Here is a 23,088-nt window from a genome sequence, read left to right as displayed (position 1 = left end):
CCATCTGCCGTTGGCGAAATGGTTGCCGCACGTAACGTCGGCCCGCCGCGACATGAACTATTCTGCGGTCCTTCCGGACGATAGGGATCAATCGTCCGGATGTTGTGTCCAATCGTCCACCGGTCTAATCTCGGCGGCATGGACATCCTCGCTCAAGTGCTCGATCGCGTTCGTCTCGGCGGGACGCTGCTGTTTCACTTCGAGCTCGGCCATCCCTGGAGTCTGGAGTTGCCGGCGCGCCCCTACGCCCTGTTTCACTATCTCAGCCAGGGCTCGGCAACCCTCGCGCTCGCGGGTCAGGAAATCCAGATGAGCGAGGGCGATTTTGTCGTGATCACACGCGGCGAGCCCCATGTGTTTTATTCGGACCGCCGGGCGAAGCCTTTGCGAATTGCGGATATCGATCGATCGTCGCCGCGTCTTGGCGTCGTTCGACATGGCAGCCGTGCAAAGCCGCTCTCGACCATGATCTGCGGCAATTTCACGGTGTCACGGCCGCTGTTCGGCAGCGTGCTGGAGCTGCTGCCGCCCGTGCTCCTGTTGAAGCCGACGGCGGAGCGTGGATGGCTTGAAGCAATCCTGAGCCGCATGGTCGGCGAGTCCGCGCATCAGCGTCCCGGCCAAAGCGTCGCGCTCTCACGGCTGACGGAAGTGCTCTTTGTCGAGGTGCTCCGAAGCTGGATTGCGTCTCTCAGTCCCGGACAAGGCGGCTGGCTCGGCGCGATATCGGACCCGCATATCGGACCGGCGCTCAAGCTGATTCACGAGAACCCGGAGCGGCCCTGGACCCTGAGCGACCTTGGCCACCGCGTGGGGCTCGGCCGCTCGGTATTTTCGGCGCGCTTTACCAAGCTCGTCGGCCAGTCCATGCACCGTTATGTGATCGAACGCCGGATGGCGGAAGCGGCGTTCCTGCTCGAAACCAGCGGTGAGCCGATCGCACGGATTGCGAGCCAGGTCGGTTACGAGACGGCCGCGGCGTTTTCAAAACTGTTCCACCGGCATCACGGATTGTCGCCCGGCCGCTACCGGGCCAACCGACACCTTGACGGAAGCCCCCCGCAACCGGACGGCTCGGCGGTAACAGTGTCCGATTGACCTCGACGAGGCGCGCCGGCCGACGCGGCGCGGTGGGCCACGAGGCCGCTCGCATGACACGAGCGGCCTTGCGTCACGTCCGTCACCCGCTCAATGCAGCGGATCGCCCTGGCCGAGCGCGTAGGCGACGATATCCTTCAGCGCGAAGCTGGATCCGGTCACCGGCGTCCATTGCGGGTCGAGCGACAGCATAGAGGAGTTTGCGCCGAACATCATACCGAGGAAGACCTCGGCGACGATGCGACCGCCGACGGGGCCGAGCTGCGGCGTGTTGATGGGGCCGGGCGCGCCGGTGACGGGGATCGTGACGGCGGTCTGGAACTGCCGCGCCTCGGCCAGGATGTAGGCCCAGAGCGGGCAATTGCCGGCAAACGCGCCGTTCGCGATGGTCGCGATCTTGACTTGCGGATCGCCCGTGCCGGGCTCGTCGACGGCCTTGCCGATGATGATCTCGTCGTCCGTCAGCGGGATCAGATTCATCGCCTTGGCGACGTCCTGGCCGGATGGCAATCCGAGCCGCCAGCTGCGCTCGAGATTGCGCAGCGCGAGCGACGACGGATTGGACGCGACTTCCGGCGGCAGCTTGCGCAGCGGGTCCACCAGCGAGGCATCGATGCGATAGGCGAACTGAAGCCGCCTCTTGTTGTCGGCATTGGTGTCGTCGTCCTCGACGCCATAGGCGCGCGTGTCCAGATCGATGAAGCGGCCCCAGTCCATGGCGCGTCCCGGGCCCATGGAACGGAAACCGGTCAGCGCGTTGTGGTCGGGATTGTTGGGGTCGGGGAAAATCTGCAACAGCATGTTGCCCGCATCGTTCATCCGGTAGCCGGGGCGGATCATGGAGTGCCCGAGCCGATAGGCCGCGACCGAGAACTCGACCGGCATGAACGGATAGGTCTTCCAGTGGTAGTAGGCGAGCTTGCTGCGGTCGTAGCGGCCCGCGGTCTTCAATTCGTCCAGCACGCTGGCATGAACGATGCGTGGCAGGAAGTCGTTCAACACGACGTACTGATAGTGGAATCGAACGCGCTGCTGCACGTCCTCGAACGACAGGCTGTCATTGTCGTCGACCATGCGGTTGTGAAAGCGTAGCATCAAGGCTTGGAACTGCGAGACGATGCTGTTCTCGTCGTTGCGGGGATCGCCGATCAGCGCGCGGCCCTTGAAGCGCGGCAGGTCGCTGGCATCGGGCACGCCCGCGCCGGTCACCTTCTCGCCGAGGCGGAATTTGATGCCGTCATACATGTAGGGCTGGTCGTTCGGACCGCGGCCGTAGAGATTATCCAGATCGAGCGACGGCGTGCGGAAGTCGACCAGCCCGTCGGGGTCCTGCTGTTTGGTCAGCGAGCTTACCGGATCGAAGGTGATGTCGTGGTCGATGAACTGGCCGAAATAGGTGTAGAGCGCGGGAATGCCGCTCTCTTCGGCGTCCGGGCCGTCCTTCGGTCCATCGAAGCCCGCGACCATCTTGTCGGCCAGCGCCGACAGGTTCGCAACATTGTCGGAATCGTTCGGGCCGAATGTCGCCGGTTTGATCTTGCGGAACATGCGACCGAAGCGGCCTTGCGAAAGCGGCGAACGCGTTGCGTTCAGACCGCGCGGGACAATTGCGTGGCGGCTGCTCATTGAAACACCTCCCTGAAAAATCGAATGAAACGGGCTAGTTTCTTGCGCTGGAGTTTGCAGCCTAAGCGCGATCACGCGTGCCACGAGCGAGATGGATCACAATTGCCGGGCATCGGAATCTTCGGAGGAGCCGCCTTGCCCGCAAGCCACGGCCGCGCATCGTGAATTTCTCCGTCGCGGCGACGGATAACATTCTCGTCATAGACGGACGCAGGCGGCTTCGCACAGTTTCCAATTCGCCGGGGCGTTGGCGAAGCGGATCGGCTTCACGTAAAAATTGTAGCGGCGCGCGCGTGGTGCGCGCACGCCGCGAACCTGTCAGTAGTCGCGCTGCTGCGAGAACGCGTAGCGCGGATTGACGCCGCAATAAGCGGACGTCCCGGAGGCGGTGGCCTGGCACTGCTGATAGCTCGTGAACTGGCAGTTGCCGGGATAGCCCCACATGCGCCCCTGCAGGCAATATCGATCGTTTGCAGGATGTGCCTGGGCGGCCGGGGATGCCACGGCGATCAGGGCCGCGAGCGATGCGAGAGTGAGGATGGTGCGACGCATTTCAGTCTCCTTCGAGAGCGAGTGGATAGGACTATGAGCTCGTCTGATGCAGGATCATGCCTGTGTTGGTGTCGGCGGAACGCCTTGCGTTCGCGACAAGGTACATCATGACGCAGCCGGCCACCGGCAATGTGATCTCGGCCACAGTTCACGATGGGGTTCCGGCCTATTGTGAGCGGACTTGCACGCATCGATCCCGGCGAACTACGCTTGCCTCATTCGGATCAGGAATTTTGGAGATTATGATGCAAAGTTCATGCTTGCTGGCTGCGACAGCAGCGCTGGCGCTTCTCATGCAAACACCGCTCGCGCTGGCGCAGGGCGCACCGGCTGCCGGCGGAACCGCGGCACCCGCGGCGACAACCGCCGCGCCGGCAGCGACGACGACAGCGCCGGGCGCAACCAATGACGCTTCCAGCCAGCCGACCGACCCCAAGAAGAGTGCGTCGAAGAAACCGGCGAAGAAGAAGATGACGCGGCAGCAGGAGATCGATCACTCGGTCGACAGCGGCACGGTGCCCGCGCGCTACCGCAGCTCGGTGCCCAAGCAGTACCAGCAATACGTTCCGTTCGATAAACGGTGACGGATCGCACGACCGCGCGAGGTGATCAGCCGTTGCGCCGCCGCTGCCATCCGCGTGACAGTCTTGAAACCAGGACCTTGGCCGGGCGGAATCCGGTCATACGTCCCCAGTGGCGGTCCGTGCGAGCGGTGCTAGAGTAGGCCGAAGCCTGGGGGGAGTAATGAGTGACGACGTGAAGGATGCTGGCCTTGTGGCCATGATCAGCAGCATCCTGGGAGGCAACAAGCGCGCAGCAGACAGTGCACCGCCGCCGCTCATTGAGGTTCCGCCGACGGCGCCGACGAACGGGTTTGAACTGGCCGAGCCGTCAACTCCCGATCTTGCGCCGGCCAAACCCGAGAACGAGCCCGATGCGGTGCCGGCTGTCACCAAGCCGGCCGAGCCGCCGGCGAAGATCGCCACCACGCCTGACGGCAAGCAGTTGCTGCCGGCCGAAGCGATCGCCGATCTCGTCCTGGGCGAGCTGCGCAAGCTCGAGAATTTTCCGGCGACCGGCGCCTCCGTGACGGTCTACGGTTACAGGCACTGGAACGCGATGATCACCTTCGCGCCGTTCTCGACCACGTTCCGGAATGCAACGCGGTTCCGCCAGGCCATGCCGGACCTCGTCTTCAAGCTGCGCCGGTTCGTTGAACTTGAGATATAGTCCGGGATAATCGCCAGCGGACGTCCGGGGGCGATTCCTCGCGGCGGGAAAGCGCAAGCGGTGAGCCCCAACAGTTCGACAGGATTTTCGACTTGAGCGTCGCCTTTACCAAAGAAGAGAGCGCGGAAACCGCCGCCGAGACGCTATTGCCGGATCGGCCGATCTCGCCGCATCCAAATCTCGTGACGGAAGCAGGCTTGCAGGCATTGCAGACGCAGCTTCAGGATGCGCGCGAGGGCTATGAAGCCGCGCAGCGCATCGAGGACGTCAACGAAAAGCGCCGGCAGTCGGCGGTGCCCTTGCGTGACGCCCGCTATCTCACCGAACGGTTGCGCACGGCGCAGGTCATTCCCGCCCCGGTGTCGACCGATATCGTCGCCTTCGGCAGCAGCGTGACGTTCAGCCGCACCGATGGCCGCGTGCAAACCTATCGCATCGTCGGCGAGGACGAAGCCGATCCCAAGGCCGGCTCGATCTCGTTCGTCGCGCCTGTCGCGAGGTCGCTGATGGGAAAGGCCGTTGGTGACGTCGTGGGGGCGGGCGCGCAGGAGATCGAGATTCTGTCGATCGGGTAGGGATGCGATCTGAGGCCTAATGGTGGGCGTATAAGGATCGAACCCCGACAGCTCTGGCTTCGGACCGGTTTCGCCAACTCCGAGGCGCCGCTGGGTCAGTCGCGCTGCCGCGATTCACTTCGCTGTTCAAAAGCCGCGAACGTCATATAGTGAGGGCCATCAAGACCAATACATTGCGTGTCAAGCAAAGGGAGGGATCCATGCGAAAGTCCCTGTTCTTCGTCATCGTAGCCGGTCTCGGCCTATCAGGACCGCAGGCTCTGGCCGCGCAAGACGATGTAGATCAGCAGCTCGGCAGCGTTCATTTCCAGACCTCTTGCAACGATGTGGCCCAGCGCCGCTTCGATCGCGGGATGCGCTATCAGCATTCCTACTGGTATCTCAACGCCAAGGAGATCTTCGGGGATGCCATCAAGGCTGACCCGACATGCGGCATGGCCTATTGGGGCATTGCGCTCACCTACATGGACAATCCGCACAATGCGATTCCAAAGCCGAACCTGGCGCCGGGCCTCGCCGCGATCATGAAGGCCAAGGAGATCGGAGCCGCGACCGAGCGCGAACGCGATTACATCGATGCGTTGATGGTGATGTATGCCGATTACGACAACATCCCTCACGCCCAGCGGATGCGCATGCTGCGTGACGCGCAGGCGCGCGTCGCGGCAAAATTTCCAGACGACGAGGAAGCCCAGATCGCCTACGCCATTACGCTCAATACGTCGGCGGATCTGAACGACAAGACTTACGCGCAGCAGACCAAGGGCGCGGCGATCCTCGAGCCGATTTCCAGGCGGCTGCCGCAGCATCCGGGCGTGACGCATTATCTGATCCACCTCTACGACTACCCGGCGCTGGCGCAGAAAGGGCTCGATGCAGCCAATCGTTACGCCAAGATCGCACCGGCCGCGCCGCACGCCCAGCACATGCCCTCCCACATCTACACACGCGTCGGCTATTGGAAGGAATCGATCGAGTCCAACACCGCTTCCGTGAAAGCCGCGATGGCCGAAAAGTCGGTCGGCAACTACCTGCACGCGCAAGACTACATGGTTTATGCTCACCTGCAGCTCGGCCAGGACAAGCAGGCGCGCGCCGTCATCGACGACATGATCAAGGAGACCGGCTTCAAGGCGACAGTCGCAGCGGCAGATTACGCGCTGGCGGCTTCGCCGGCGCGTTATGCGATCGATCGTAGCGATTGGGATGATGCATCGCAGCTGCCGGTCAGGCCGAGCGGCCTCAACTTCGCGATGGCAGTATCGCATTTCGCGCGCGCCCTCGGCGCGGCACGGTCCGGCAAGCCGGAAGCCGCCAAGGCCGACATCCAGAAGCTGGCGGAATTGCGCGACAAGCTGCAGGACGCCAAAGACAATTATTGGTCCGGAATCGTCGACGTCCAGCGTCAGGTCGCCGTCGCCTGGGTGCTTTACGCCGAGGCCAAGTATGACGAGGCCCTCAATGCGATGAGTGCCGCGGCGGATGCCGAGGACAAGACGGAAAAGCACGTGATCACGCCCGGACCACTGGCGCCGGCGCGCGAGCTTTACGGCTTCATGCTGCTCGATCGCGGCATGGCCAGGGAGGCGCTTGCTGCATTCGAGGCAACCAAGGCGAAGGAGCCGAACCGCCTGCACGCTTTCGCGGGAGCGGCCAAAGCGGCCGAAGCCCTTGGTGACAAGGAAGCGGCACGACAGAACTGTCAACAGCTCGTAACGCTGACGGCCAGTGCCGATTCGGAGCGCCCCGAGGTTGCGGCGGCGAAGAGATATCTCGCCAGCAACTGAGCCGGAACGAGAACGGTGGAGTGATGAGAAGGGCAGCCGCCATCGCCGTCGCCGCAATCGCGCTGGGAAGCACGCTGGCGGCATCGCTGTTGTGGCTCTATGTGCCACGGCATGCCGCCGCAAATTCCGCCACGCCGGTGTGGCAGGAGGTGACGTGGCCCTTCTCGATTGACCAATGGGGCAAAGGAAAGTCGTTCCGCTGCAAGGCGGCCGACTGCGGTGTCGAGGTGACGCTGTACCTGCGTGCCAAGATAGGTTTCTGCAATTGCACGACGGGCGTCGCCGATGATGATGACCTCGATCGTATGGGCGATACCGTTCTCCTGGGCGAAGTCTCTCCACTCGGTTCCGGCCATCCCATCACGATTGGGTGGATGAAAGGTCGCAGCCGCGCCTACACGCTCAACTCACGTGGCGCTCCCGGCAAAACGCTGGTGTCGGTCGTCTACAATGAGCGTTGCGACATGATCGCAGCGACCGCGGTCATTGGCCACGATCGGCCGGAGACCATCGAACCCCGCGTGATCGAGTTTCTGGGCGGCAGCACTGCGATGCACTGGGCCGAAGTCACACTGGGTCTGTGATTGACTGCGCCTTCCCGATCGGCGGGCATTTCAATGCGGCGAATGGCCCGCGCAGCTGAGGCGAGCATTGCTATCGACAGGGGCAATCTCATTCGCCTAAACATAAACCATGCGTTTCCGTTGTCTTGTGCTGATATCGAAGGTCTCCGCCGTGTCCGCGAAGCAAAGCATGGCGGCTGGATGAGACGGTTTCTCTCGGGGGCGTTGCCGTTCTACGCGCTGGCCGGATTGGCCATGTGCATGTACCTCGTCCTGTACAAGACTGACCTCTTCGACTTGAACGCCATCGTCCACGATGCAACGGCTTCGTCATGGTTTCCGGTCTTCGTGTTCGTCTGCGTGCTCCTGGAGTCGGTCTTCCCGTATTTTGGCTATTTTCCCGGAACCGCCCTCATCCTGATGTCCGTGGCGCTCAATCCGAAGCCCGCTGATGTCTCGGTTTTTATCGTGGCGTGGCTGGCCATCATCGTGGGCGCCGTCCTGAGTTACGGACAGGCTCGTTTTTTCAGACCGTTGTTGCAGCGGGTAGCTTCCAAAGCGGCGCTGAGCCGATGCGAGTCCCTCCTCGACGCCTACGGTTCTTACGCGCGCGTTGCCCTGTTCGTTCATCCCAACGCTTGCGCGATGTATTTCACCGCACTCGGACTTCTCGGCCGCGACCTGACGCGGGAGCTCGCCTATCTCGGCGTGGGTGCAGCGGCCTCCGTGGGCGTTCTGTTCGTCGTCGTGACCAGACTTGTATCGTCCGTAGGCACGACCGACGATGGGGAATTGCAGCTGTTGCTGGCCGCAGCGCTGGTCGCCATCGGGACACTGGTCGGTCTCTACACGGCCAGGCGGCCGGAGCGGACCGCCTGAAGCTTGCTCCGGAAGAGTGCGGAGGGATTTTGCGAAGCCCCACCCGGCCGCGTGGGACATATCGGGATGACGCCATCCTGCCCGTATTTTGCCCGACGGAGCAAGCGGATTCGGAAAAGGCGTAACACATTGATCCGGCTCGCATCGGCTACTGTGCATGGGGTTGTTTTCGACATTTTTGATTGAGACGGTCCCGAAGCGCCGTCAGGCGTCGACGATGGGTCCGCAATCGGGATGGTTCAGGAAGGTGAATGGTGGGCGCACAAGGGATCGAACCTTGGACCTCTCCCGTGTGAACCACAATTGGTGGACTGTAGCCAACCTAATCCAGCCATGGTCTTATAGTAAAAAGCCCTTGTACGGTAAGGACTTGTGGCCATATTGGACCATCCTTGGCCTCAGTCGGCCTTACCACATTTTGTATGTCCGTGCTGTGCCCTTCAGAGGAATTCCCTTTGGGGCACACATACTAGGAACTTGGAGGCAATGGCTTGTGGTCCATTTCTTCTCGGGTCGCGCCTCGACCCGTCTCAGGGCGCAAGGAGCAAGAGCACAAACGATGGAAAAGAGTAAAGAATCTCTCAGAGCTGAAGGAACGACGAATTACCTGAGACTCACTGACGCGGCGATCCGTGCGGCGACGCTGCCGCCGGGCAAATCGCAGCACTATCTGCACGACACAGAGCAGCCGGGGCTCGCGATCAGGATGCGCGCGACTGGTGGCAGGACCTGGGTCTTCATGTTCACAAAGCCTGGGACGAAAGGCACCCAACGCAAGACGCTGGGTGCATGGCCCAAATTCAATGAGAAGGCCGCGCGCAGGGCCGCCACCGTCGTCGCTGGGGAGGTGGTCATTGGGATCGATCCCAATGAGGTCAAGCGCGAGGCGAAGCGGCAAGCGCTGGCCGAGCGACCGTGCACGACACTGGCGACCCTGATCGTTGAAGATGGCCCCTACGAAATGTCCCTGACCGCGCGCCAGGTCGTCAACTGGAAACCGGCCATGTCGGCACTCCGACGCGGTCTGAAAGATCATTTCGACCTCGCCATCGCCGAGCTCACGCGACGGCAAATCATGGCGGCGGTGGACAGGATCGGCAAGACCGGCAAGCGCGGCGCAGCAAAGGACTTGCGCAAGCACACGCACACGTTCCTCGAATGGTGCGTCGGCGAAGGTTACGTCGAGCACAACGTGCTCGCCGGCTATCGCTTGCCCAGGGAGACGCGCGCGCAGCGGGTCGGGCGCAGAACAAAGGGCCGGGCGCTGACCGACGAGGAGATCATCAAAGTCTGGCACGCATCCGGCAAGCTTGGGACGTTTGGGCTATTGACACGAATGTGCCTACTTGGTGGCCCGCGCCGCAGCGAGCCAGCCATGATCGAGTGGCAAAATCACGTCATGGATGACCGCATCACTTTCGATGCAGCATGGACCAAGATGGGCCTTTACCACGACGTGCCGCGCACCCACCTCGTTGACGAGGTGCTTACGGCCGCAAAACATTTCCAGCGTGCGACGTCGGACTATGTCTTCCCGTCACCGAAGACCGGCGGCCAGATGTCGGGCTTCACAAACTTGGTCGACCGCCTGGTTAAGGAAGCGGGTGTCGCCAAGTTCACAATGCATGACTTAAGGCGCAGCTTGCGAACCATCATGTCACGCTGCGGCTATGACAACGAAATCCAGCGGTTGTGTGTCGGGCAAAAGCCGCGCGGGATCGATCAGGTCTACAATCACGACGAACAGTGGATCATCCGCAAGATGGCGTTCGAAGCTGCTCATGACTACATCGCGGAGTTGGTCGGCGCGAAACGGGGGGGCAAGGTCGTGCGCCTGCAGCGGACGAATCCGCTCGATCCCATCAAGGCCGAATTGCTTGGCCGCCTTCGCGAGCATTATGCGGCTGCGACGACTTAGTTGTCTTATCGCGTCCGGCCAGATAGTCGCGCACCGCATCGACTCGGTAAAGCGGGCGGCTATCGACGTAGCGCCATTTCAGCGGGTGGTTCGGATTGCGCCGCCATAACTCCAGGGCTCCAGGCGTGCGCCGGATCACGGCGGCCGTCTCTAATGCCGTTAAATTTGAGCTGCCCGGCAGCGAATCGATATCGAACGTCGCGGGCGGCGGCATGCCACGATTCTTCCGAGGTCGCTTCATGATGCGGAGCGTCTCCTTCGAGTGGCCCATCGTCAACTCTCACGATTGAAGCGAGCGAGGCTCTTGTGTAATCGCCTCGTCGCTTCTTGGGCGGAACGTCAAGAGAATCAACGCAGTCGTCGAACTTTGCCTGTCGAGTGCCGCCGATTTGACCATCATGCTCCGGTTGATGTTGCATAGGAACACGTCAATTGCGCGTCGTAGGATTGGATATCAACGCGAATAGAAGAAAAGTTGCTGGTAGGGTAGCCGAGACCACTCCGCTCGCTTTGCGGCCCTGCGAGTGGCGACGTCAGCGGCCGGTCACGCCCGCAGGCTATTGGCCGTCATGGGAAGCATGCCGATGAATGAAAAACGAACTGATAGGTGGTTCGACGCTTCGCAGCAACATCGAGGCGGGTTGGCGGACATCGGAATTGACTTGGCGATACGGACTTGCTCGGCGCCAAAGGCGCCTCACGGAAACGACTCGGCACGACGCCACTAGGACGGCGCGTCATGGAAGAACTTCGACGCATCCATCTACCGACCGTTTTCAATTGGCGTTCCATAAAAGCGACGCACCGCGTTCCAGGATTGGGTTCGTTCGCTGGCGGGCCATTCCTGTGTGCCCAATGCACGCGAGCGCTATGGGAATCTCGGTCAACCTTGGCGATAAGATCTGCCTCCTTCATCGCGTCAGGTGCATAGCCCCAAGGACATCCTGGCCGCAGAGTGAACAGTTCAGACGACAAGTGCCGCTGGAACCATCGCCATAAAGATATGTCTACGGATCATTAGCGACAAGAAAGATCTGTTCACGTTTCGCTTGACCGCGATCCATGATCTGTCTACATATCACTTCGGTGTTAATGATCCGAGAACATATCCATGGCTTCGGCTCCAAACCCGCTGCTCAAGGAACTTGGCCTGCACTTTCGAAGAGCACGAATGGCTGCTGGCCTATCCCAGGAGCAAATCGCCCTCCGGGCGAACATTAGCAGGCCCCGCTATCGCGACATTGAAACGGGTGCCGCTGCAGCCCGCGCAACGACACTCGTCAACGTTGCCCGCGCCCTTGCCATGGAAATGATGCTGATTCCGCAAGCGATGGTACCGGCTATTCAATCAATGCTGCAGCCAGCTACGGGCGATGATGACCGTCCTGCGTTCACGTCAGATGTTGAGGAGGAGGAGCATGAATAAGCCTGTCCTCGCGGCTGAACGTATCCAATCGCTCGACATCTCATTAAACGATCTTGCCGTCGGCACGCTCGTCCGAACGCCGGGCGACTACAACGCATTCAATCTCTTGCCCGCGTATCGGAGCTTGAACGGCCCTCCGATCTTCAGCCTGTCGCTTCGCTCGGCGGATGGCAGCCTCCGCCGGGATCCCAAACCCATACGCGGCGCGCTGCCGCCGTTCTTCGCGAACTTGCTGCCCGAAGAGAAACTGCGCGCAGCAATGGAAAAGCACCACGCAGCGTCAGTAAGACCTGGAAACGACTTCGATCTCTTGGCTGCACTGGGGACAAATCTACCGGGAGCGGTACGAGCATTGCCGAGCGACGGCGTCCCCGTTCCGGCCGGGCCAGAATCAGAAGGCAACAAGAAGGCGCGCTTTTCGCTCGCCGGTGTCCAGATGAAGCTCTCCGTCATGAAAAATACCGGGAAAGAAGGGGGGATCACGCTCGCCGTCGACGATGAGCAAGGGCAGTACATCGCGAAATTTCCCTCCCTCACCCATATTGGACTTTCGGAAAACGAATTCGCGATCCTGGCCTTGGCGGAAGCGCTAGGGATGGAAGTGCCTGCACGTGAACTCGTCGAAAAGACGGATTTCGTCGGCATTCCGGAAGAGTTTAACACCATGTCCCCACGGGCAAAGTGCTTCTTGTCCGTCGCTTCGATCGCCGTGCCGATGGAGCGCGCGTGCATATGGAGGACTTTGCACAGGTCTTCGGCCGCTATCCGTCCGAGAAATATACTGGTGCGGCGTATCACAATATTGCGGCCGCGCTGAACAGCGGCGTCTCGTTCGATTCCGCGATCGAATTTGTCCGTCGTCTTGCGCTCACCGTGATCACGGGCAATGGCGACATGCATCTGAAGAATTGGTCGCTACTGTATCCTGGAGACGGACGGACGCCTACGTTGGCGCCAATCTACGACGTGCTCTCAACAGTTCCGTATATCCCGAAAGATGGTCTAGCATTGAGCCTTACGGGCGAAAAGTCATTCAAGGCTCTGACTCCAGAGCGCTGGCGTAATTTCGCGAACCGCAGCCGTCTTCCAGAAGGGGCAGTGGTGACCGCTGTAGCTGAGACCGCGGCGGCCGTGCGCGACCAGTGGTCAGTTCTTCCAGAACGCGACGTCGTGCCTGGGCAGGTTCTCGAGCGTATCGATGCACATATCGACGAAATGGCACCCATCCTTGACCCTTAGGGGGCGGCAGTCCTTGAAAATGTACATCACCCGATTCCCATCGTATAAGTGACGTTTTGACGGATGCGTCCCTGACGGATTTCCTAGCCAGCCTTCCAGGCATCTTGCCAATCAAGACGCGACGGCCGGTTCTCGAAGGCGACCTCTTGTCCGCTGCCAAGCGCAGAGGAGACAGGTCGTTTCTCGACCTCGTCCTGGTGGATCGAATCTAACAGTTGGTGCCCTCGTTTGACGGCGGCTACGATTTTGTCTGGGTCTGCGGTCCATGTGAAGGGTTTTGCATCACTATTGGTTTCGTCGAGGAAGCGGTTGAGGGCGGCCTTGAGTTCGCGGACCGATCGGAAGACGCGCGTTGAGGCGGCGTCTGGAGAGCTTGGCGAAGAATCCTTCGACGGCATTGAGCCACGAGGATGAGGTGGGCGTGAAGTGGAAGGTGAAACGCGGATGGCGATCGATCCATTTGCCGACCTTTGGGTACTTATGGGTGGCATAAATGTCGAGGACGACGCGGACAGCCTTTTTGACCGAAACTTGAGCCTCGATCTGGTTGAGGAAGCGGATGAACTCCTGAGCCGATGCTTCTGCATGCTGGAATATAAGCGAGGGTGGCGTCCAAGGCGTTAGAGCAGCCCTCGTCCAAGGCGGCGGATCCATTGCCGCTGCTATCAAAAACGCTATAGCGAGGTCGCATCGGCTGGTTGAATTGCAGAACGGGGCCGGCCTGATAGAGTGGACAGAAGAAGCGCGCTTCGCCGCAATCGTCCGTCTCGCAGATGCGATGAAGACTAAGGAAATACTAGATCTCGCCAAGTCGCTCGGGGTTGACATGTCCTCAAGTTGGCGCGACCGCGCAATTTCGATCATCGATGGTGTCGATGCTCTCCGCGCTCTTGAGCGCGTCTCGTGGGAACTACTACAATCTCCAACGCTGGAGCACGAGCTGATTGAACAGCTCTTAAGGCAGGCGCAGGTTTCCTGCAGGTCCGTCGAGCTCTACTTTGGTTGCTCTCACATTGGCCACCCGAGCTTGAGGATTGGCGTTGGCTTCACCGAACCCAATAGGCGAGGGCTGGCCAGGTCCCCGGAGTTCGGATCGATCGCTGTGGAGTTACCCCAAACCTATACTGGCACGCCTGCTTGAGACTGTGTGATCTCCAGATGAACGCCGCTACAACTGCGCTTCTACGGTCGGTCCTCGATGAGGTCTGCGTAAGCCTTTCCGCTACGAGACAGGCGCTCGCGTTGATGTCGCCTCGAAAATTCTGGAAGCTGCCAGCAGAGGCGAGACGAGGCCCGAGCGGCTCAAACAGATCGGTCGGGAAGCGCTTTCCAAAGCTCCTATCATGGCGCGACAGGTCCTCGGCACCACGCGGGCTCCCTGCTTTGATTGTCCACCAGAGTGTGGGTGCACTCGGCCGTTAGGCGGCAGTTCTGAGCAGACATGCGGCGCCTGTCGTTGTGGTTGTGATGTGCTGCATCGCCCCATATTTCTGAGGGAGGTCAGCCATTGGTTAGATCACCTATTTCGTGATCGCCGCGATGTTCTTTTGGGACTCTCTTTGGAAGTTGCCGTTCTAATGATCGCGCTGGCTAATCTCAGACTATCGGCATGCTGATTGGCATGATGTTTCGAAAAGTCTGGTCGTATTGCGACTTCCCGGGACCGGCTGGCAAGTGCTCCATCCCGAGGATTGCGCGGAGGAGATGGGCAAGGGCTTTTTCAGTCTTGCGTCGGCCCGAATTCGCTCGCCAGGAACTGATCTTGTGTCCACTGCCTCAGCGCATCATCGTTGAGCGCCGAGTTGACTAGGGCATTCCAGTTCTTACCTGCCTCTTTCCATTTCGTTTTCCGATCCGGAAGGTTCCGCAGCAACTGGAATGCGTTCGTTGCAATCTTGCTTGCCTCTTTACCTTCAGCAGCCTCGCGGATCACGTCTTTGAACATTTGCTCCGGAAAAATCCACCCGGCGCCCGTGACGCGGCCGGCAAATATGTACTCGAATGAGGCGTGAAACATGACGGCAGCTAAGGCATCCTCATGTTCCGTGCCTGCACTACGCTCGTCAAACCATTGCAGCAGCCTTCGAACAGCGGCAGCGGGGGCAAACTGGCGATCACCGAGGGTCAGAGATACGAACATGTATGCGATGTCCGATTGAAGTTCGTCGTCCAGAGACACGTACCAATCTTTGATCGCTTGAATAGGTGTCATGAAAAAATCTCAAGAAAAACGTAGTGAGACAGGGGATGCGCGATTTGGCACGCTTGTTCACGTACTGCCATGGCTCTCAATGCAGCTTGATTGTCTGCAGAGACCCGCGGTTCACGAATCCCTGCGTCTCTGCTGTGCGGCATCGACGGTGGTGCTCGCAGCAGCTCGATCGCACCTCGCTGTCGCTGCAAAACGACAGGCTCCGAACAGAAAAGGATATGAAGCAACGGGGAACAGTTGGTAAGTCCTGCATTTCGGGCGGTTCAAGTCCGTACTCGTTGCCAACGTGCGATCTTGTCGCCGCGCAACATGAAGCGGCAGTAGCAAGCAGCTTCGCGGAACGGTTAAACTGAGGGCGCTCTCGGCTACTGCCGGCGGCGAAGCCTGCGAATCGCGCTGCGCGAGAATTCTGGGTATCGAGAGCTGAAAATTCACATCGTCAACCAAACTCAAGCAACGCGACCGCCGCACATGTTAGCAGCATCTGCCGGAGCCCGCGCTCGGCTTCAAACAAGGACCTGAAAAGTAACGGTAGTCACGGATCGTCCCGCGATTCGGACGCAAATTCAGAATGTCCTTTCGAGTTTTCGGGAGAGGCCCTTTGATGTTTTTCCCGGGCCGTTTCGGCACGACTTACGGGCTGTCAAGCATCGAAGCTGATCCGGGACAGCCCAGTGCTCCACGAAGGCGAGCCTACATTTCCCGAGGAGACGCAGCCAAAAACTCGCGAGAGTGAGTTTCCAATCTAAGGTCGCGACAGAGCAAGAAGATTGAAAACTACCATACGCGCGTGAATGTATCGGCACCCTTCAACTTGCCGGGCTTGCCGTTCTTATCAACGTAGAACAACGTCCATGAGGTCGGCATTTGAGACCCGTTGAGTTTTCCAACCCACCGGGTGAAGGAATTGCACTGGGCAAAGGTAACAACAAAATACAAGCCTGTTGGGCTAACGGCTCCCGATGCAGGATAAGGAATGCCCTGGCACGCAAACCCTTGAGCATGGTTTGTGAAAGTCCCTTGTATTGCCCCGCTATTGGCGGACCAAACAAGAAGTTCTGAACCTCTTTCATTCTTCCAGTATGAGGGAGCAGGAAGCCTCTGCGCAATGGCCTCGGCGGAAAAAAAGAAGGAATGGGCGAGCAGCAAGAGTCCCAGAAGTCTCTTCATATTGAAGCCCCAAAAGGTCGCAATGTGGATCATCCAGCGTGATACAACTTGAGGTCATATTCGCTGCTCTTATCTCGCTTTCGGCAAAGGAATGCGGCGCATACACCCGAAATCACGCTGGATCGCCGCGTAGCCGGACCCTATCGAGCCCTCGGTCTTTTCATCCCCGAATCGGTTCGCCTGGGCGGCCGAGCGCCGAGCCGATGCTCCGTTATTCTGATGTGAGGCAGCAAAGCCATGACTATGGTCGGAGGAGATGCGGAGAGTAGAGGTCATTGTCCACGAGCTGTATCGGATCGGGCAATGCCGAACGCGACGATAAGCGCCGCGGCGCCGACCTCGATAGCTCTCATCGTGAGCACGCCGAATCCGGCCCGGGCCTTTGGCGAGGCGGCTTGCGATCAACAGCTGGTATGGACCGTTCTACGACCTGGTCCAGGCCGCGCTGTCGAAGTCGGCACCGGTCACGGTCGAGCAGTTCTATAGCGAATTGTTGACCTTTACCGGCATCGCGCTGCCCTGCTTTTATGGAGCCTAAAGCAAGTGCCGCTGCCCACGGCGCCAAAGCGCCCGCTGGACCAATTGCATCTCACTGATCTGATCGGCCTTGGGGTCTCAAGGTATTCCTCCGTTGAGGGCCGCCTTGTTTGACGGACGCGAACGCTGCAGGTCCTAGGGGTAATCCTAGGAGAAGCGCTATGACGATTTCGAGGGTGGAGGTGATCACATCGGTCGAGCGGCGGCGCCGGTGGTCGCAGGATGAGAAGGAACGGCTTGTTGCAGCTTCGCTCGAGCCCGGAGCGAGTGTTTCCGAGGTGGCTCGCATGGCTGGCCTTCATGTAAGCCAGCTGTTCCGGTGGCGCAAAGAGCTTTGCAAGCACGGTGAAGCGAGTATAGCGCCGTTCGTGCCGGTCGAGATTGGGCCGTCTGTGCCGCCGCGGGAGATGGCCGAAGCGCCATTGACGACGACGGCGGCGCGTCGACGGAAGAGCCTGGGCATCATCGAGATAGATCTTGGTAGGGCACCGCATCCGGGTCGATGGCGAGGTTGATGGAGACGCACTACGTCGCGTTCTCGATGCTTTGGTACGCCGATCATCCCGGTTCCGACAGGCGCGCGAGTGTGGCTTGCGACAGGCTGCACGGACATGCGCCGAGGCTTTCCGTCGTTGGCGCTGCAAGTGCAGGAGGTGCTTCGCAAAGACCCGCTCAGCGGTCATCTGTTCGTCTTCCGAGGTCGCCGCAGCGACCTTGTGAAGATGATCTGGCACGATGGCCAGGGAGCATGCCTGTTCACCAAAAGACGGGAGAGAGGGCGGTTCATCTGGCCTTCGGTTGCGGGCGATGCAGTGACGATCTCGCCGGCGCAGATGAGTTACCTGTTGTCCGGGATCGATTGGCGCAACCCGCAAGAAACCCAGCGTCCGACGCGGGTCGGATAGCCGTTTTGGGTTTGAATCTGCTGCTTGATCTGATTCAATAGCTTCATGATATCGAAGCCGGACGACCTTCCATCGGATCTTGTCAGTGCCCTGGCAGCGCTGCAGGCCGAGCGTGAGGCCCGGCTGCGAGCCGAGGCGATGGCTGCCAGCGCGCAAGCGGAGCTGTCGGACAACGCGGCGCTGATCGCGCATCTCGAGTTGCGGATCGAGAAGCTCAAACGCGAACTGTACGGGCAGCGCTCGGAGCGCACGGCGCGGCTGATCGAGCAGTTGGAATTGGAGCTCGAAGAACTCGTCACCACGGCGAGCGAGGATGAGCTTGCCGCGCAGGCCACAGCGGCGAAGACGCAGAACGTCCGCCCCTTCATGCGCAAGCGGCCGGTGCGCAAGCCATGGCCGGATGACATCGAACAGGAGCGCGTCGTTATCGAGGCTCCGACGACCTGTGCCTGCTGCGGTGGATCGCGGCTGGCGAAGATCGGCGAGGATGTGACCAAGACGCTGGAGGAGATCCCGCGTCGCTTCAAGGTCGTCGAGACGGTGCGGGAAAAGTTCACCTGCCGCGATTGCGAGAAGATCAGCCAGCCGCCCGCGCGGTTCCATGCCACACCGCGCGGCTTCATCGGCCCACACTTGTTGATCCATTGCCCGCCTAAAGCTTACCGATCCACTCATGGATCTCGGTCAATATCTCTTCAAAGCTTGGTTGGTCACCATAATATAGAGCGCTGCTGTGCTCATAGGCGTTCGCATATAAGGCCCTTGTTTCGGCGTTGCTTAGTAGGAAGGCTTCATTTTCAGCAATGTTCTGATTGTCGCCTTGCCGGAAACGTTCCTGCTTGTGGGCCTCGTAGGCTTCGGTGCCGATGAAATTCTGGACTTCCGGTCGCTTCAGCAGAGCGTAGACGTCGTAATAGTGCCGCATGAATTCGGACGGATCACTACCATCCGCCTGCTGCTTGCGAAATTTTGTCGAGATCGTCTGGAGCTTCTCGACGAACGAGTATCCCGGATCATAACAGGGAACGTCTTTCGCGCGGTTGTCGATGATGGCCACACCCTGCTTAACCGCGTGGTCGTAAGCCCATGAGCTGATCAGCTTCGGCGTGTTGGGTGCCACCGTATCAAAGCCGACTTCGAGCAGCACGCCGTCTCTCAATCCTTCCAGCGGCTCGGAAATGCTTTCATAACTCAGCCTGATTCCAGCGCTCCGGTAATTCGGGACGTCGTCGAAGACGGTGTCACGCTCTATGCTGGAAATGCCGTCAATCCTGATGTTTTTTGCCAACCAGTCGTAGAAGTCGGTTCGCGTCTTGATCTGCGCCCGGCTATTCTGGTTCTTGCCGACCTTCACATTCTGATCCGCCGGTGGCTTGATAAGAATGTCGATGTCTGAGCTGCACCCGGTTCTGTTGACACCGGCTTAAGCTAATCCGACCTTCCGTTCGAACTCCATAGGCTCAGATATTCGATCGTCGAATGCCTTCGCTTCGGATTGTACAACGAGGTTTGAGAACGCCCACAGGACCGTTCTTCGCGAGGTTCTTTATCGATATCATCCTTGGTTTGGCTGCCGAGTTTGCGTTCATGGGGCCGTCGACAAGGCTGGCGATGTCGCCTTCCGCTGCACGCTGGATGGATCGCAAGCAGATCGTTGGCTGGAGGTTCCAGCATGGATGTTCGACCGGACGGCATGCCCTGAGGCGGAGCTTTTGGCAGCTCGGCCATTTGTCAGCATAACCGCACTTGCAGCGTTTTCAGCGCTTCTCGATCTGGCGTTGATGGATCGAACGTCATCAGCTGCTCTGCTTTCTAGCGCATCCAGAGCCTCTCACGACCAGAATCGGGGAGAGACCCATGTCACGGCAGACGGCAATGCCAGGGAGCGGATACCGACACAATCGACAACCGCGGCCGCAGCAGCAGATGGATCTGTTCGGGAGCGGCCTTTCGAACGGCGCCATCGGCGCACCAGCATGGCTGGAGCTGCCGGCGGAAGCTCGGGCGGCCCTCACAAGCCTGATGACGCAGTTGATCGTCGACCATGCTGCGATGACAGCGACGCCGCCCGCGAAGGAGGTCGGTCATGATCTCTGACAAGGTCAGGCCTCATCATCTGGAGCGCAAGGCGATTCTTTACGTGCGTCAATCCTCGGCACATCAGGTGTTGCACAATCGCGAGAGCAGCGCGTTGCAATACGCCATGCGGGACCGGCTGACGGCGCTCGGTTGGTCTGAGATCGAAGTGATCGATGATGATCTCGGTCGTTCAGCCGCCGGCGGGGTCCAACGCGCTGGTTTTGAGCGGATGGTAGCGGAGGTTTGCCTCGGTAAGGTCGGTGCAGTTTGCGCCCGCGAGGTCTCGCGGTTCGCTCGCAACAGCCGGGATTGGCAGCAACTCATCGAGATGTGCCGCGTGGTCGACACCGTTCTGGTCGATCAGGAGACCATCTATGCGCCAAGGCACGGCAACGACCGCCTGCTGCTCGGGCTCAAGGGTAGCCTCAATGAGTACGAGCTGGATCTGTTGCGCCAGCGCTCGCTCTCGGCCCGCTATGAGAAGGCGCGCCGGGGCGAGTTGATTGTGGCGGCGCCCGTCGGCTTCGTGAAGGCCGGCGACCGCTATGAGAAAGATCCGGATCAGCGCGTCCAGGAAGCGATCCAGTTGGTGTTCGACAAGGTCGAGGAACTGGGCAGTGCCCGACAGGCGCTCTGCTGGCTCCACGAGTACAATCTCGATCTGCCGGTGAAACAGTCCAACGGCGACACAGCCTGGCGGCGACCGAGTTACTCCGCCATCCACCGGATCATTGAGAACCCGGTCTACGGCGGCGCCTATGCCTATGGTAAGACGGCTGTGGCGGCGGGATACACCGCCGAGGGCGTGACCGTGAAGATCCGCCGCAAGACGCGGAACGAATGGTTGACGTTGAAGCCTAATACCCACGACGGGTATGTGAGCTGGGAGAGGTTCGAGGCGATCCGCGCGATGGTCAGCAGCAACGTTCCCACTGGTCGGCATCACGGCGCGCCCAAGCATGGAGACGCGCTGCTGGCCGGTCTGATCCGGTGCAAGCGCTGCGGCCGCAAGCTCACACTCCGGTACTCAGGCATGAAGCACCATATCCCGCGCTACAGCTGCAGCCGCGCTTGGATGGACAATGGCGGCCCTCACTGCATCGCCTTCGGAGGATTGCGCGTCGATGATGCAATAGAGGAAGCACTGCTTGGCGTTGTCGGCCCAGGCGCTATCGCCGCTGCAACCGCTGCCGCCAAGGGAGCCAGGGAACGCCGCGATCAGGTGCGCGATGCTCTCAATCGCGACCTCGAGGCGGCGCGCTATGCCGCCGACAGGGCTTTCCGGCAATACGATGCCGCTGACCCCGCGAACCGGCTGGTGGCGAGTGAGCTGGAAGCGCGCTGGAACAGGGCGCTCGCTCACGTGGCGGAGGTCGAGGGCAAGATCGCCATGCATGATGCAGTGACGTCCGCGCCCATTGCTGATCCAGCTTCGCTCAGCGTTCTTGCCTCGAACCTCAAAACGGTCTGGGATGCGCCGACGACGGATGCTCGCCTCAAGAAGCGCATTGTACGCACCCTCGTCCATGAGGTCGTGGCCGATATCGACGACGCGGCTTCCGAGATCGTTCTCATCGTCCACTGGGTGGGTGGTGCCCACAGCGAGTTGCGCTTGCCCAAGCGCCGGCGCGGACAGCGCAACAGCACCTCTGCCGATATTATCCAAGCCGTGCGTCAACTGGTGCTGATCGCCAGCGACGATCTGATTGCCGGCCTCCTCAACCGAAACGGCCTCAAGACAGGCAACGGCAATCGCTGGACCCGCGAGCGCGTCACATCAATGCGCTCGAGCTACCACCTCCCGGTGTTCAAGCCCGCCGATGACGGGATCGAACCCTGGCTCAACCTTAGCAACGCCGCAAAGCTCCTGAAGATCGCGCCCAAGACGCTCCGGCTGGCCGCTGAAGCCGGCGAAATCGAAGCCTTCCATCCGCTATCGGACGGCCCGTGGATCTTCGCCCGCGCCTCGCTGATAACAACTGCCGCTCAATCTATCGCCGAACGAGCGCGACAGAACCCAAGATACCACCACGGGATCGCATCCCAATCAGCAAAGTCTCTTCTCTACAACAACATAGACAGATGGGTGTTCTGATGCGCGGTTGTAGAAGCGCTCGATGTAGTCGAACACGTCGGCCTTGGCCTCGTTGCGTGACCGGTACACTTTGCGCGCTGTTCGCTCGGTCTTCAAGGACGAGAAGAAGCTCTCCATTGCAGCGTTGTCCCAGACATTGCCTGACCGGCTCATCGAGCAGACCACGCCGTGATCGGCCATCAGCCTCTGGAACTGTTCGCTGGTGTATTGGGCGGATTCAAACGGTCGTCGCAACACCAGTTACTTTCACTCATAACAGAAGATCGCCAGATCGCCATCACCAGGGCATCGGTGACGAGCTGTGCCGTCATTGCTGTACTCATTGACCAGCCGACCACCCGCCGCGAGAACAGATCAACGACTGCGGCCACATAGAGCCAACCCTCCGCCGTCCAAACATAGGTGAAGTCAGCGATCCATTTGCGATTGGGAGCGGGCGCTTCGAAGGAGCGGTCGAGCACGTTGGGAGCGACGGCGGCGATCTGCCGCTCACCCAGATCGGGCGGCAGTCGACGCCGTCGTGGGCGTGCTTTAAGGGCCTGCAGCCGCATCAATCGTTCGATCCGGTGCAGCCCGCAAGATATCCCTTCGGCCAGCAGGTCGTGCCACACCCGCCTGGCGCCATAGGTCCGGTCGCTGGCCAGGAAGCTGACTCGAACCTTCGCGCCAAGCTCTTCTTCGGTCCGGCTGCGTTCACTGCGCGGCCGTGTCAGCCAGGCATAGAAGCCACCCCGCGAGACACCGAGCGCCTCGCACAACCATTCCGCCGGCCAGATCCTTCGGTGCTTCGCAACGAAACCGAACTTCACGTCGATTCCTTCGCGAAGTAGGCCGCGGCTTTTTTTAGGATGTCCCGTTCGGCTTTAGATGACCTCGCGCTTCAGCTGCGCGATCTCCAGTTGCTCTGGCTTCATCTGACCGTGGCCAGGGAATGCATGTTGCGGATCGTCCGCAAGCTGCTTCACCCAACTGCGCAACTGGGTCGGATGAATACCAAGGTCTTTGGACGCCTGCGCATACGACACGCCGCGCTGCTTGATCAGCCGCACGGCCTCAAGCTTGAACTCCCGCGTAAACTGCCTTCTCTCCATGACGCACCTCCTGCTCCATAAAACACCTAACTTGGTGTCTTCGGAACCGGGTGCAGCTCAAGTGTCCTCGATCTCGAAGAACGTCTGGCCGCCGAGGTAGTCGTCC

The 23,088-nt window shown here is 60.3% G+C and carries 20 protein-coding genes and 6 pseudogenes; 18 read left to right on the top strand and 8 right to left on the bottom strand.

Translation table 11 applies throughout. From position 1 onward, the window contains the following. Window positions 1–138: 138 nt before the first annotated feature. Complete coding sequence (locus ACVWW3_RS24605; protein WP_456649752.1) at window positions 139–1,098, top strand: cupin domain-containing protein; 960 nt, start codon at window positions 139–141, stop codon at window positions 1,096–1,098. Between the two features lie 90 nt (window positions 1,099–1,188). Here the strand turns inward: ACVWW3_RS24605 and ACVWW3_RS24600 are convergent, their stop codons facing one another. Further along, entirely contained in the window at window positions 1,189–2,724 is a 1,536-nt protein-coding gene (locus ACVWW3_RS24600; RefSeq protein ID WP_456648380.1) for a peroxidase family protein, read from the bottom strand. Between the two features lie 318 nt (window positions 2,725–3,042). After that, window positions 3,043–3,276 (bottom strand): DUF3551 domain-containing protein, encoded by a 234-nt coding sequence (locus ACVWW3_RS24595; RefSeq protein WP_247348800.1) that lies wholly within the window; start codon window positions 3,274–3,276, stop codon window positions 3,043–3,045. A gap of 245 nt (window positions 3,277–3,521) precedes the next feature. Here ACVWW3_RS24595 and ACVWW3_RS24590 point away from each other — a divergent pair, with 245 nt between their 5' ends. The 7 genes from ACVWW3_RS24590 to ACVWW3_RS24560 all read left to right on the top strand — a co-directional run bounded on the left by ACVWW3_RS24590 (window position 3,522) and on the right by ACVWW3_RS24560 (window position 10,228). Beyond that, complete coding sequence (locus ACVWW3_RS24590; RefSeq protein ID WP_456648381.1) at window positions 3,522–3,860, top strand: hypothetical protein; 339 nt, start codon at window positions 3,522–3,524, stop codon at window positions 3,858–3,860. Between the two features lie 160 nt (window positions 3,861–4,020). Further along, entirely contained in the window at window positions 4,021–4,506 is a 486-nt protein-coding gene (locus tag ACVWW3_RS24585) for a hypothetical protein (RefSeq protein WP_247441648.1), read from the top strand. Window positions 4,507–4,598: 92 nt separating this feature from the next. Continuing rightward, window positions 4,599–5,081 (top strand): transcription elongation factor GreA, encoded by a 483-nt coding sequence (greA, locus tag ACVWW3_RS24580; RefSeq protein ID WP_456648382.1) that lies wholly within the window; start codon window positions 4,599–4,601, stop codon window positions 5,079–5,081. 200 nt (window positions 5,082–5,281) lie between these two features. Then, complete coding sequence (locus ACVWW3_RS24575) at window positions 5,282–6,868, top strand: hypothetical protein (protein ID WP_247348807.1); 1,587 nt, start codon at window positions 5,282–5,284, stop codon at window positions 6,866–6,868. Window positions 6,869–6,891: 23 nt separating this feature from the next. Continuing rightward, the gene (locus ACVWW3_RS24570) at window positions 6,892–7,452 is read left to right on the top strand and encodes a hypothetical protein (protein WP_456648383.1); all 561 of its coding nucleotides are present in this window, start codon (window positions 6,892–6,894) and stop codon (window positions 7,450–7,452) included. A 180-nt stretch (window positions 7,453–7,632) separates the two neighbouring features. Beyond that, complete coding sequence (locus ACVWW3_RS24565; protein WP_456649753.1) at window positions 7,633–8,310, top strand: hypothetical protein; 678 nt, start codon at window positions 7,633–7,635, stop codon at window positions 8,308–8,310. Between the two features lie 559 nt (window positions 8,311–8,869). Next, window positions 8,870–10,228 (top strand): tyrosine-type recombinase/integrase, encoded by a 1,359-nt coding sequence (locus tag ACVWW3_RS24560; protein WP_456649754.1) that lies wholly within the window; start codon window positions 8,870–8,872, stop codon window positions 10,226–10,228. On the opposite strand, the gene ACVWW3_RS24555 is transcribed toward ACVWW3_RS24560, so the two are convergent. Further along, window positions 10,173–10,499: a hypothetical protein gene (locus ACVWW3_RS24555; protein ID WP_456648384.1), complete on the bottom strand. Its 327-nt coding sequence runs from the start codon at window positions 10,497–10,499 to the stop codon at window positions 10,173–10,175. The two genes, ACVWW3_RS24560 and ACVWW3_RS24555, sit on opposite strands and share 56 nt — an antisense overlap. Window positions 10,500–11,339: 840 nt before the next feature. Here ACVWW3_RS24555 and ACVWW3_RS24550 point away from each other — a divergent pair. Continuing rightward, the gene (locus tag ACVWW3_RS24550; protein WP_456648385.1) at window positions 11,340–11,654 is read left to right on the top strand and encodes a helix-turn-helix domain-containing protein; all 315 of its coding nucleotides are present in this window, start codon (window positions 11,340–11,342) and stop codon (window positions 11,652–11,654) included. Next, window positions 11,647–12,893, top strand: a pseudogene (locus ACVWW3_RS24545) (type II toxin-antitoxin system HipA family toxin). The gene ACVWW3_RS24550 and the pseudogene ACVWW3_RS24545 overlap by 8 nt, the downstream one beginning before the upstream one ends. Before the next feature lie 200 nt (window positions 12,894–13,093). Here the strand turns inward: ACVWW3_RS24545 and ACVWW3_RS24540 are convergent. Continuing rightward, window positions 13,094–13,483 (bottom strand): annotated as a pseudogene (locus ACVWW3_RS24540) (transposase); the annotation flags it as partial. A gap of 113 nt (window positions 13,484–13,596) precedes the next feature. Between ACVWW3_RS24540 and ACVWW3_RS24535 the strand changes: the two are divergent. Both ACVWW3_RS24535 and ACVWW3_RS24530 read left to right on the top strand, forming a co-directional pair. Further along, window positions 13,597–14,034, top strand: coding sequence for a hypothetical protein (locus ACVWW3_RS24535; protein ID WP_456672164.1), 438 nt, complete (start codon window positions 13,597–13,599; stop codon window positions 14,032–14,034). Window positions 14,035–14,051: 17 nt separating this feature from the next. After that, window positions 14,052–14,245, top strand: a pseudogene (locus tag ACVWW3_RS24530) (hypothetical protein); the annotation flags it as partial. A 368-nt stretch (window positions 14,246–14,613) separates the two neighbouring features. On the opposite strand, the gene ACVWW3_RS24525 reads toward ACVWW3_RS24530, so the two are convergent. Together ACVWW3_RS24525 and ACVWW3_RS24520 are read right to left on the bottom strand one after the other, a co-directional pair. Further along, window positions 14,614–15,105, bottom strand: a complete 492-nt coding sequence (locus ACVWW3_RS24525; RefSeq protein ID WP_456648387.1) for a hypothetical protein — start codon at window positions 15,103–15,105, stop codon at window positions 14,614–14,616. 777 nt (window positions 15,106–15,882) lie between these two features. Further along, window positions 15,883–16,275: an avidin/streptavidin family protein gene (locus tag ACVWW3_RS24520; RefSeq protein ID WP_456648388.1), complete on the bottom strand. Its 393-nt coding sequence runs from the start codon at window positions 16,273–16,275 to the stop codon at window positions 15,883–15,885. A gap of 394 nt (window positions 16,276–16,669) precedes the next feature. On the opposite strand from ACVWW3_RS24520, the pseudogene ACVWW3_RS24515 reads away from it, so the two are divergent. From ACVWW3_RS24515 to ACVWW3_RS24500, 4 genes and pseudogenes are all read left to right on the top strand, one after another. Next, window positions 16,670–16,789: pseudogene (locus ACVWW3_RS24515) on the top strand (SbmA/BacA-like family transporter); the annotation flags it as partial. Window positions 16,790–16,973: 184 nt separating this feature from the next. After that, the gene (gene tnpA / locus ACVWW3_RS24510; protein ID WP_456648389.1) at window positions 16,974–17,327 is read left to right on the top strand and encodes an IS66-like element accessory protein TnpA; all 354 of its coding nucleotides are present in this window, start codon (window positions 16,974–16,976) and stop codon (window positions 17,325–17,327) included. A 69-nt stretch (window positions 17,328–17,396) separates the two neighbouring features. Beyond that, window positions 17,397–17,717 (top strand): IS66 family insertion sequence element accessory protein TnpB, encoded by a 321-nt coding sequence (gene tnpB, locus ACVWW3_RS24505; protein ID WP_456648390.1) that lies wholly within the window; start codon window positions 17,397–17,399, stop codon window positions 17,715–17,717. A gap of 45 nt (window positions 17,718–17,762) precedes the next feature. Further along, window positions 17,763–18,356: pseudogene (locus tag ACVWW3_RS24500) on the top strand (IS66 family transposase zinc-finger binding domain-containing protein); the annotation flags it as partial. 13 nt (window positions 18,357–18,369) lie between these two features. On the opposite strand, the gene ACVWW3_RS24495 reads toward ACVWW3_RS24500, so the two are convergent. Further along, window positions 18,370–19,071 (bottom strand): nucleotidyl transferase AbiEii/AbiGii toxin family protein, encoded by a 702-nt coding sequence (locus ACVWW3_RS24495; protein ID WP_456648391.1) that lies wholly within the window; start codon window positions 19,069–19,071, stop codon window positions 18,370–18,372. Between the two features lie 572 nt (window positions 19,072–19,643). On the opposite strand from ACVWW3_RS24495, the gene ACVWW3_RS24490 reads away from it, so the two are divergent. Continuing rightward, on the top strand, window positions 19,644–19,814 hold the full coding sequence (locus ACVWW3_RS24490; RefSeq protein WP_247349117.1) for a hypothetical protein: 171 nt from the start codon (window positions 19,644–19,646) through the stop codon (window positions 19,812–19,814). Next, on the top strand, window positions 19,804–21,891 hold the full coding sequence (locus ACVWW3_RS24485; protein WP_456672163.1) for a recombinase family protein: 2,088 nt from the start codon (window positions 19,804–19,806) through the stop codon (window positions 21,889–21,891). The genes ACVWW3_RS24490 and ACVWW3_RS24485 overlap by 11 nt, the downstream gene beginning before the upstream one ends. Here the strand turns inward: ACVWW3_RS24485 and ACVWW3_RS24480 are convergent. Next, a pseudogene (locus ACVWW3_RS24480) lies at window positions 21,844–22,982 on the bottom strand (IS3 family transposase). The gene ACVWW3_RS24485 and the pseudogene ACVWW3_RS24480 sit on opposite strands and share 48 nt — an antisense overlap. Between the last annotated feature and the right edge of the window lie 106 nt (window positions 22,983–23,088).

It is taken from the genome of Bradyrhizobium sp. LM2.9 (assembly GCF_054056555.1).
Note: the sequence above shows the minus strand (reverse complement) of the source record. Positions and strands in the feature narration are given on the sequence as shown.

Bases quoted from the DNA above. Each gene is read 5' to 3' on its own strand.
- ACVWW3_RS24555 (WP_456648384.1), bottom strand. From the start codon at position 10,499: ATGGGCCACTCGAAGGAGACGCTCCGCATCATGAAGCGACCTCGGAAG.
- ACVWW3_RS24585 (WP_247441648.1), top strand. From the start codon at position 4,021: ATGAGTGACGACGTGAAGGATGCTGGCCTTGTGGCCATGATCAGCAGC.
- ACVWW3_RS24570 (WP_456648383.1), top strand. From the start codon at position 6,892: ATGAGAAGGGCAGCCGCCATCGCCGTCGCCGCAATCGCGCTGGGAAGC.
- ACVWW3_RS24565 (WP_456649753.1), top strand. From the start codon at position 7,633: ATGAGACGGTTTCTCTCGGGGGCGTTGCCGTTCTACGCGCTGGCCGGA.
- ACVWW3_RS24595 (WP_247348800.1), bottom strand. From the start codon at position 3,276: ATGCGTCGCACCATCCTCACTCTCGCATCGCTCGCGGCCCTGATCGCC.
- ACVWW3_RS24575 (WP_247348807.1), top strand. From the start codon at position 5,282: ATGCGAAAGTCCCTGTTCTTCGTCATCGTAGCCGGTCTCGGCCTATCA.
- ACVWW3_RS24550 (WP_456648385.1), top strand. From the start codon at position 11,340: ATGGCTTCGGCTCCAAACCCGCTGCTCAAGGAACTTGGCCTGCACTTT.
- ACVWW3_RS24485 (WP_456672163.1), top strand. From the start codon at position 19,804: ATGATCTCTGACAAGGTCAGGCCTCATCATCTGGAGCGCAAGGCGATT.
- tnpA (WP_456648389.1), top strand. From the start codon at position 16,974: ATGACGATTTCGAGGGTGGAGGTGATCACATCGGTCGAGCGGCGGCGC.
- ACVWW3_RS24605 (WP_456649752.1), top strand. From the start codon at position 139: ATGGACATCCTCGCTCAAGTGCTCGATCGCGTTCGTCTCGGCGGGACG.
- ACVWW3_RS24490 (WP_247349117.1), top strand. From the start codon at position 19,644: ATGGATCTGTTCGGGAGCGGCCTTTCGAACGGCGCCATCGGCGCACCA.
- ACVWW3_RS24590 (WP_456648381.1), top strand. From the start codon at position 3,522: ATGCAAAGTTCATGCTTGCTGGCTGCGACAGCAGCGCTGGCGCTTCTC.
- ACVWW3_RS24600 (WP_456648380.1), bottom strand. From the start codon at position 2,724: ATGAGCAGCCGCCACGCAATTGTCCCGCGCGGTCTGAACGCAACGCGT.
- ACVWW3_RS24560 (WP_456649754.1), top strand. From the start codon at position 8,870: ATGGAAAAGAGTAAAGAATCTCTCAGAGCTGAAGGAACGACGAATTAC.
- ACVWW3_RS24525 (WP_456648387.1), bottom strand. From the start codon at position 15,105: ATGACACCTATTCAAGCGATCAAAGATTGGTACGTGTCTCTGGACGAC.
- ACVWW3_RS24520 (WP_456648388.1), bottom strand. From the start codon at position 16,275: ATGAAGAGACTTCTGGGACTCTTGCTGCTCGCCCATTCCTTCTTTTTT.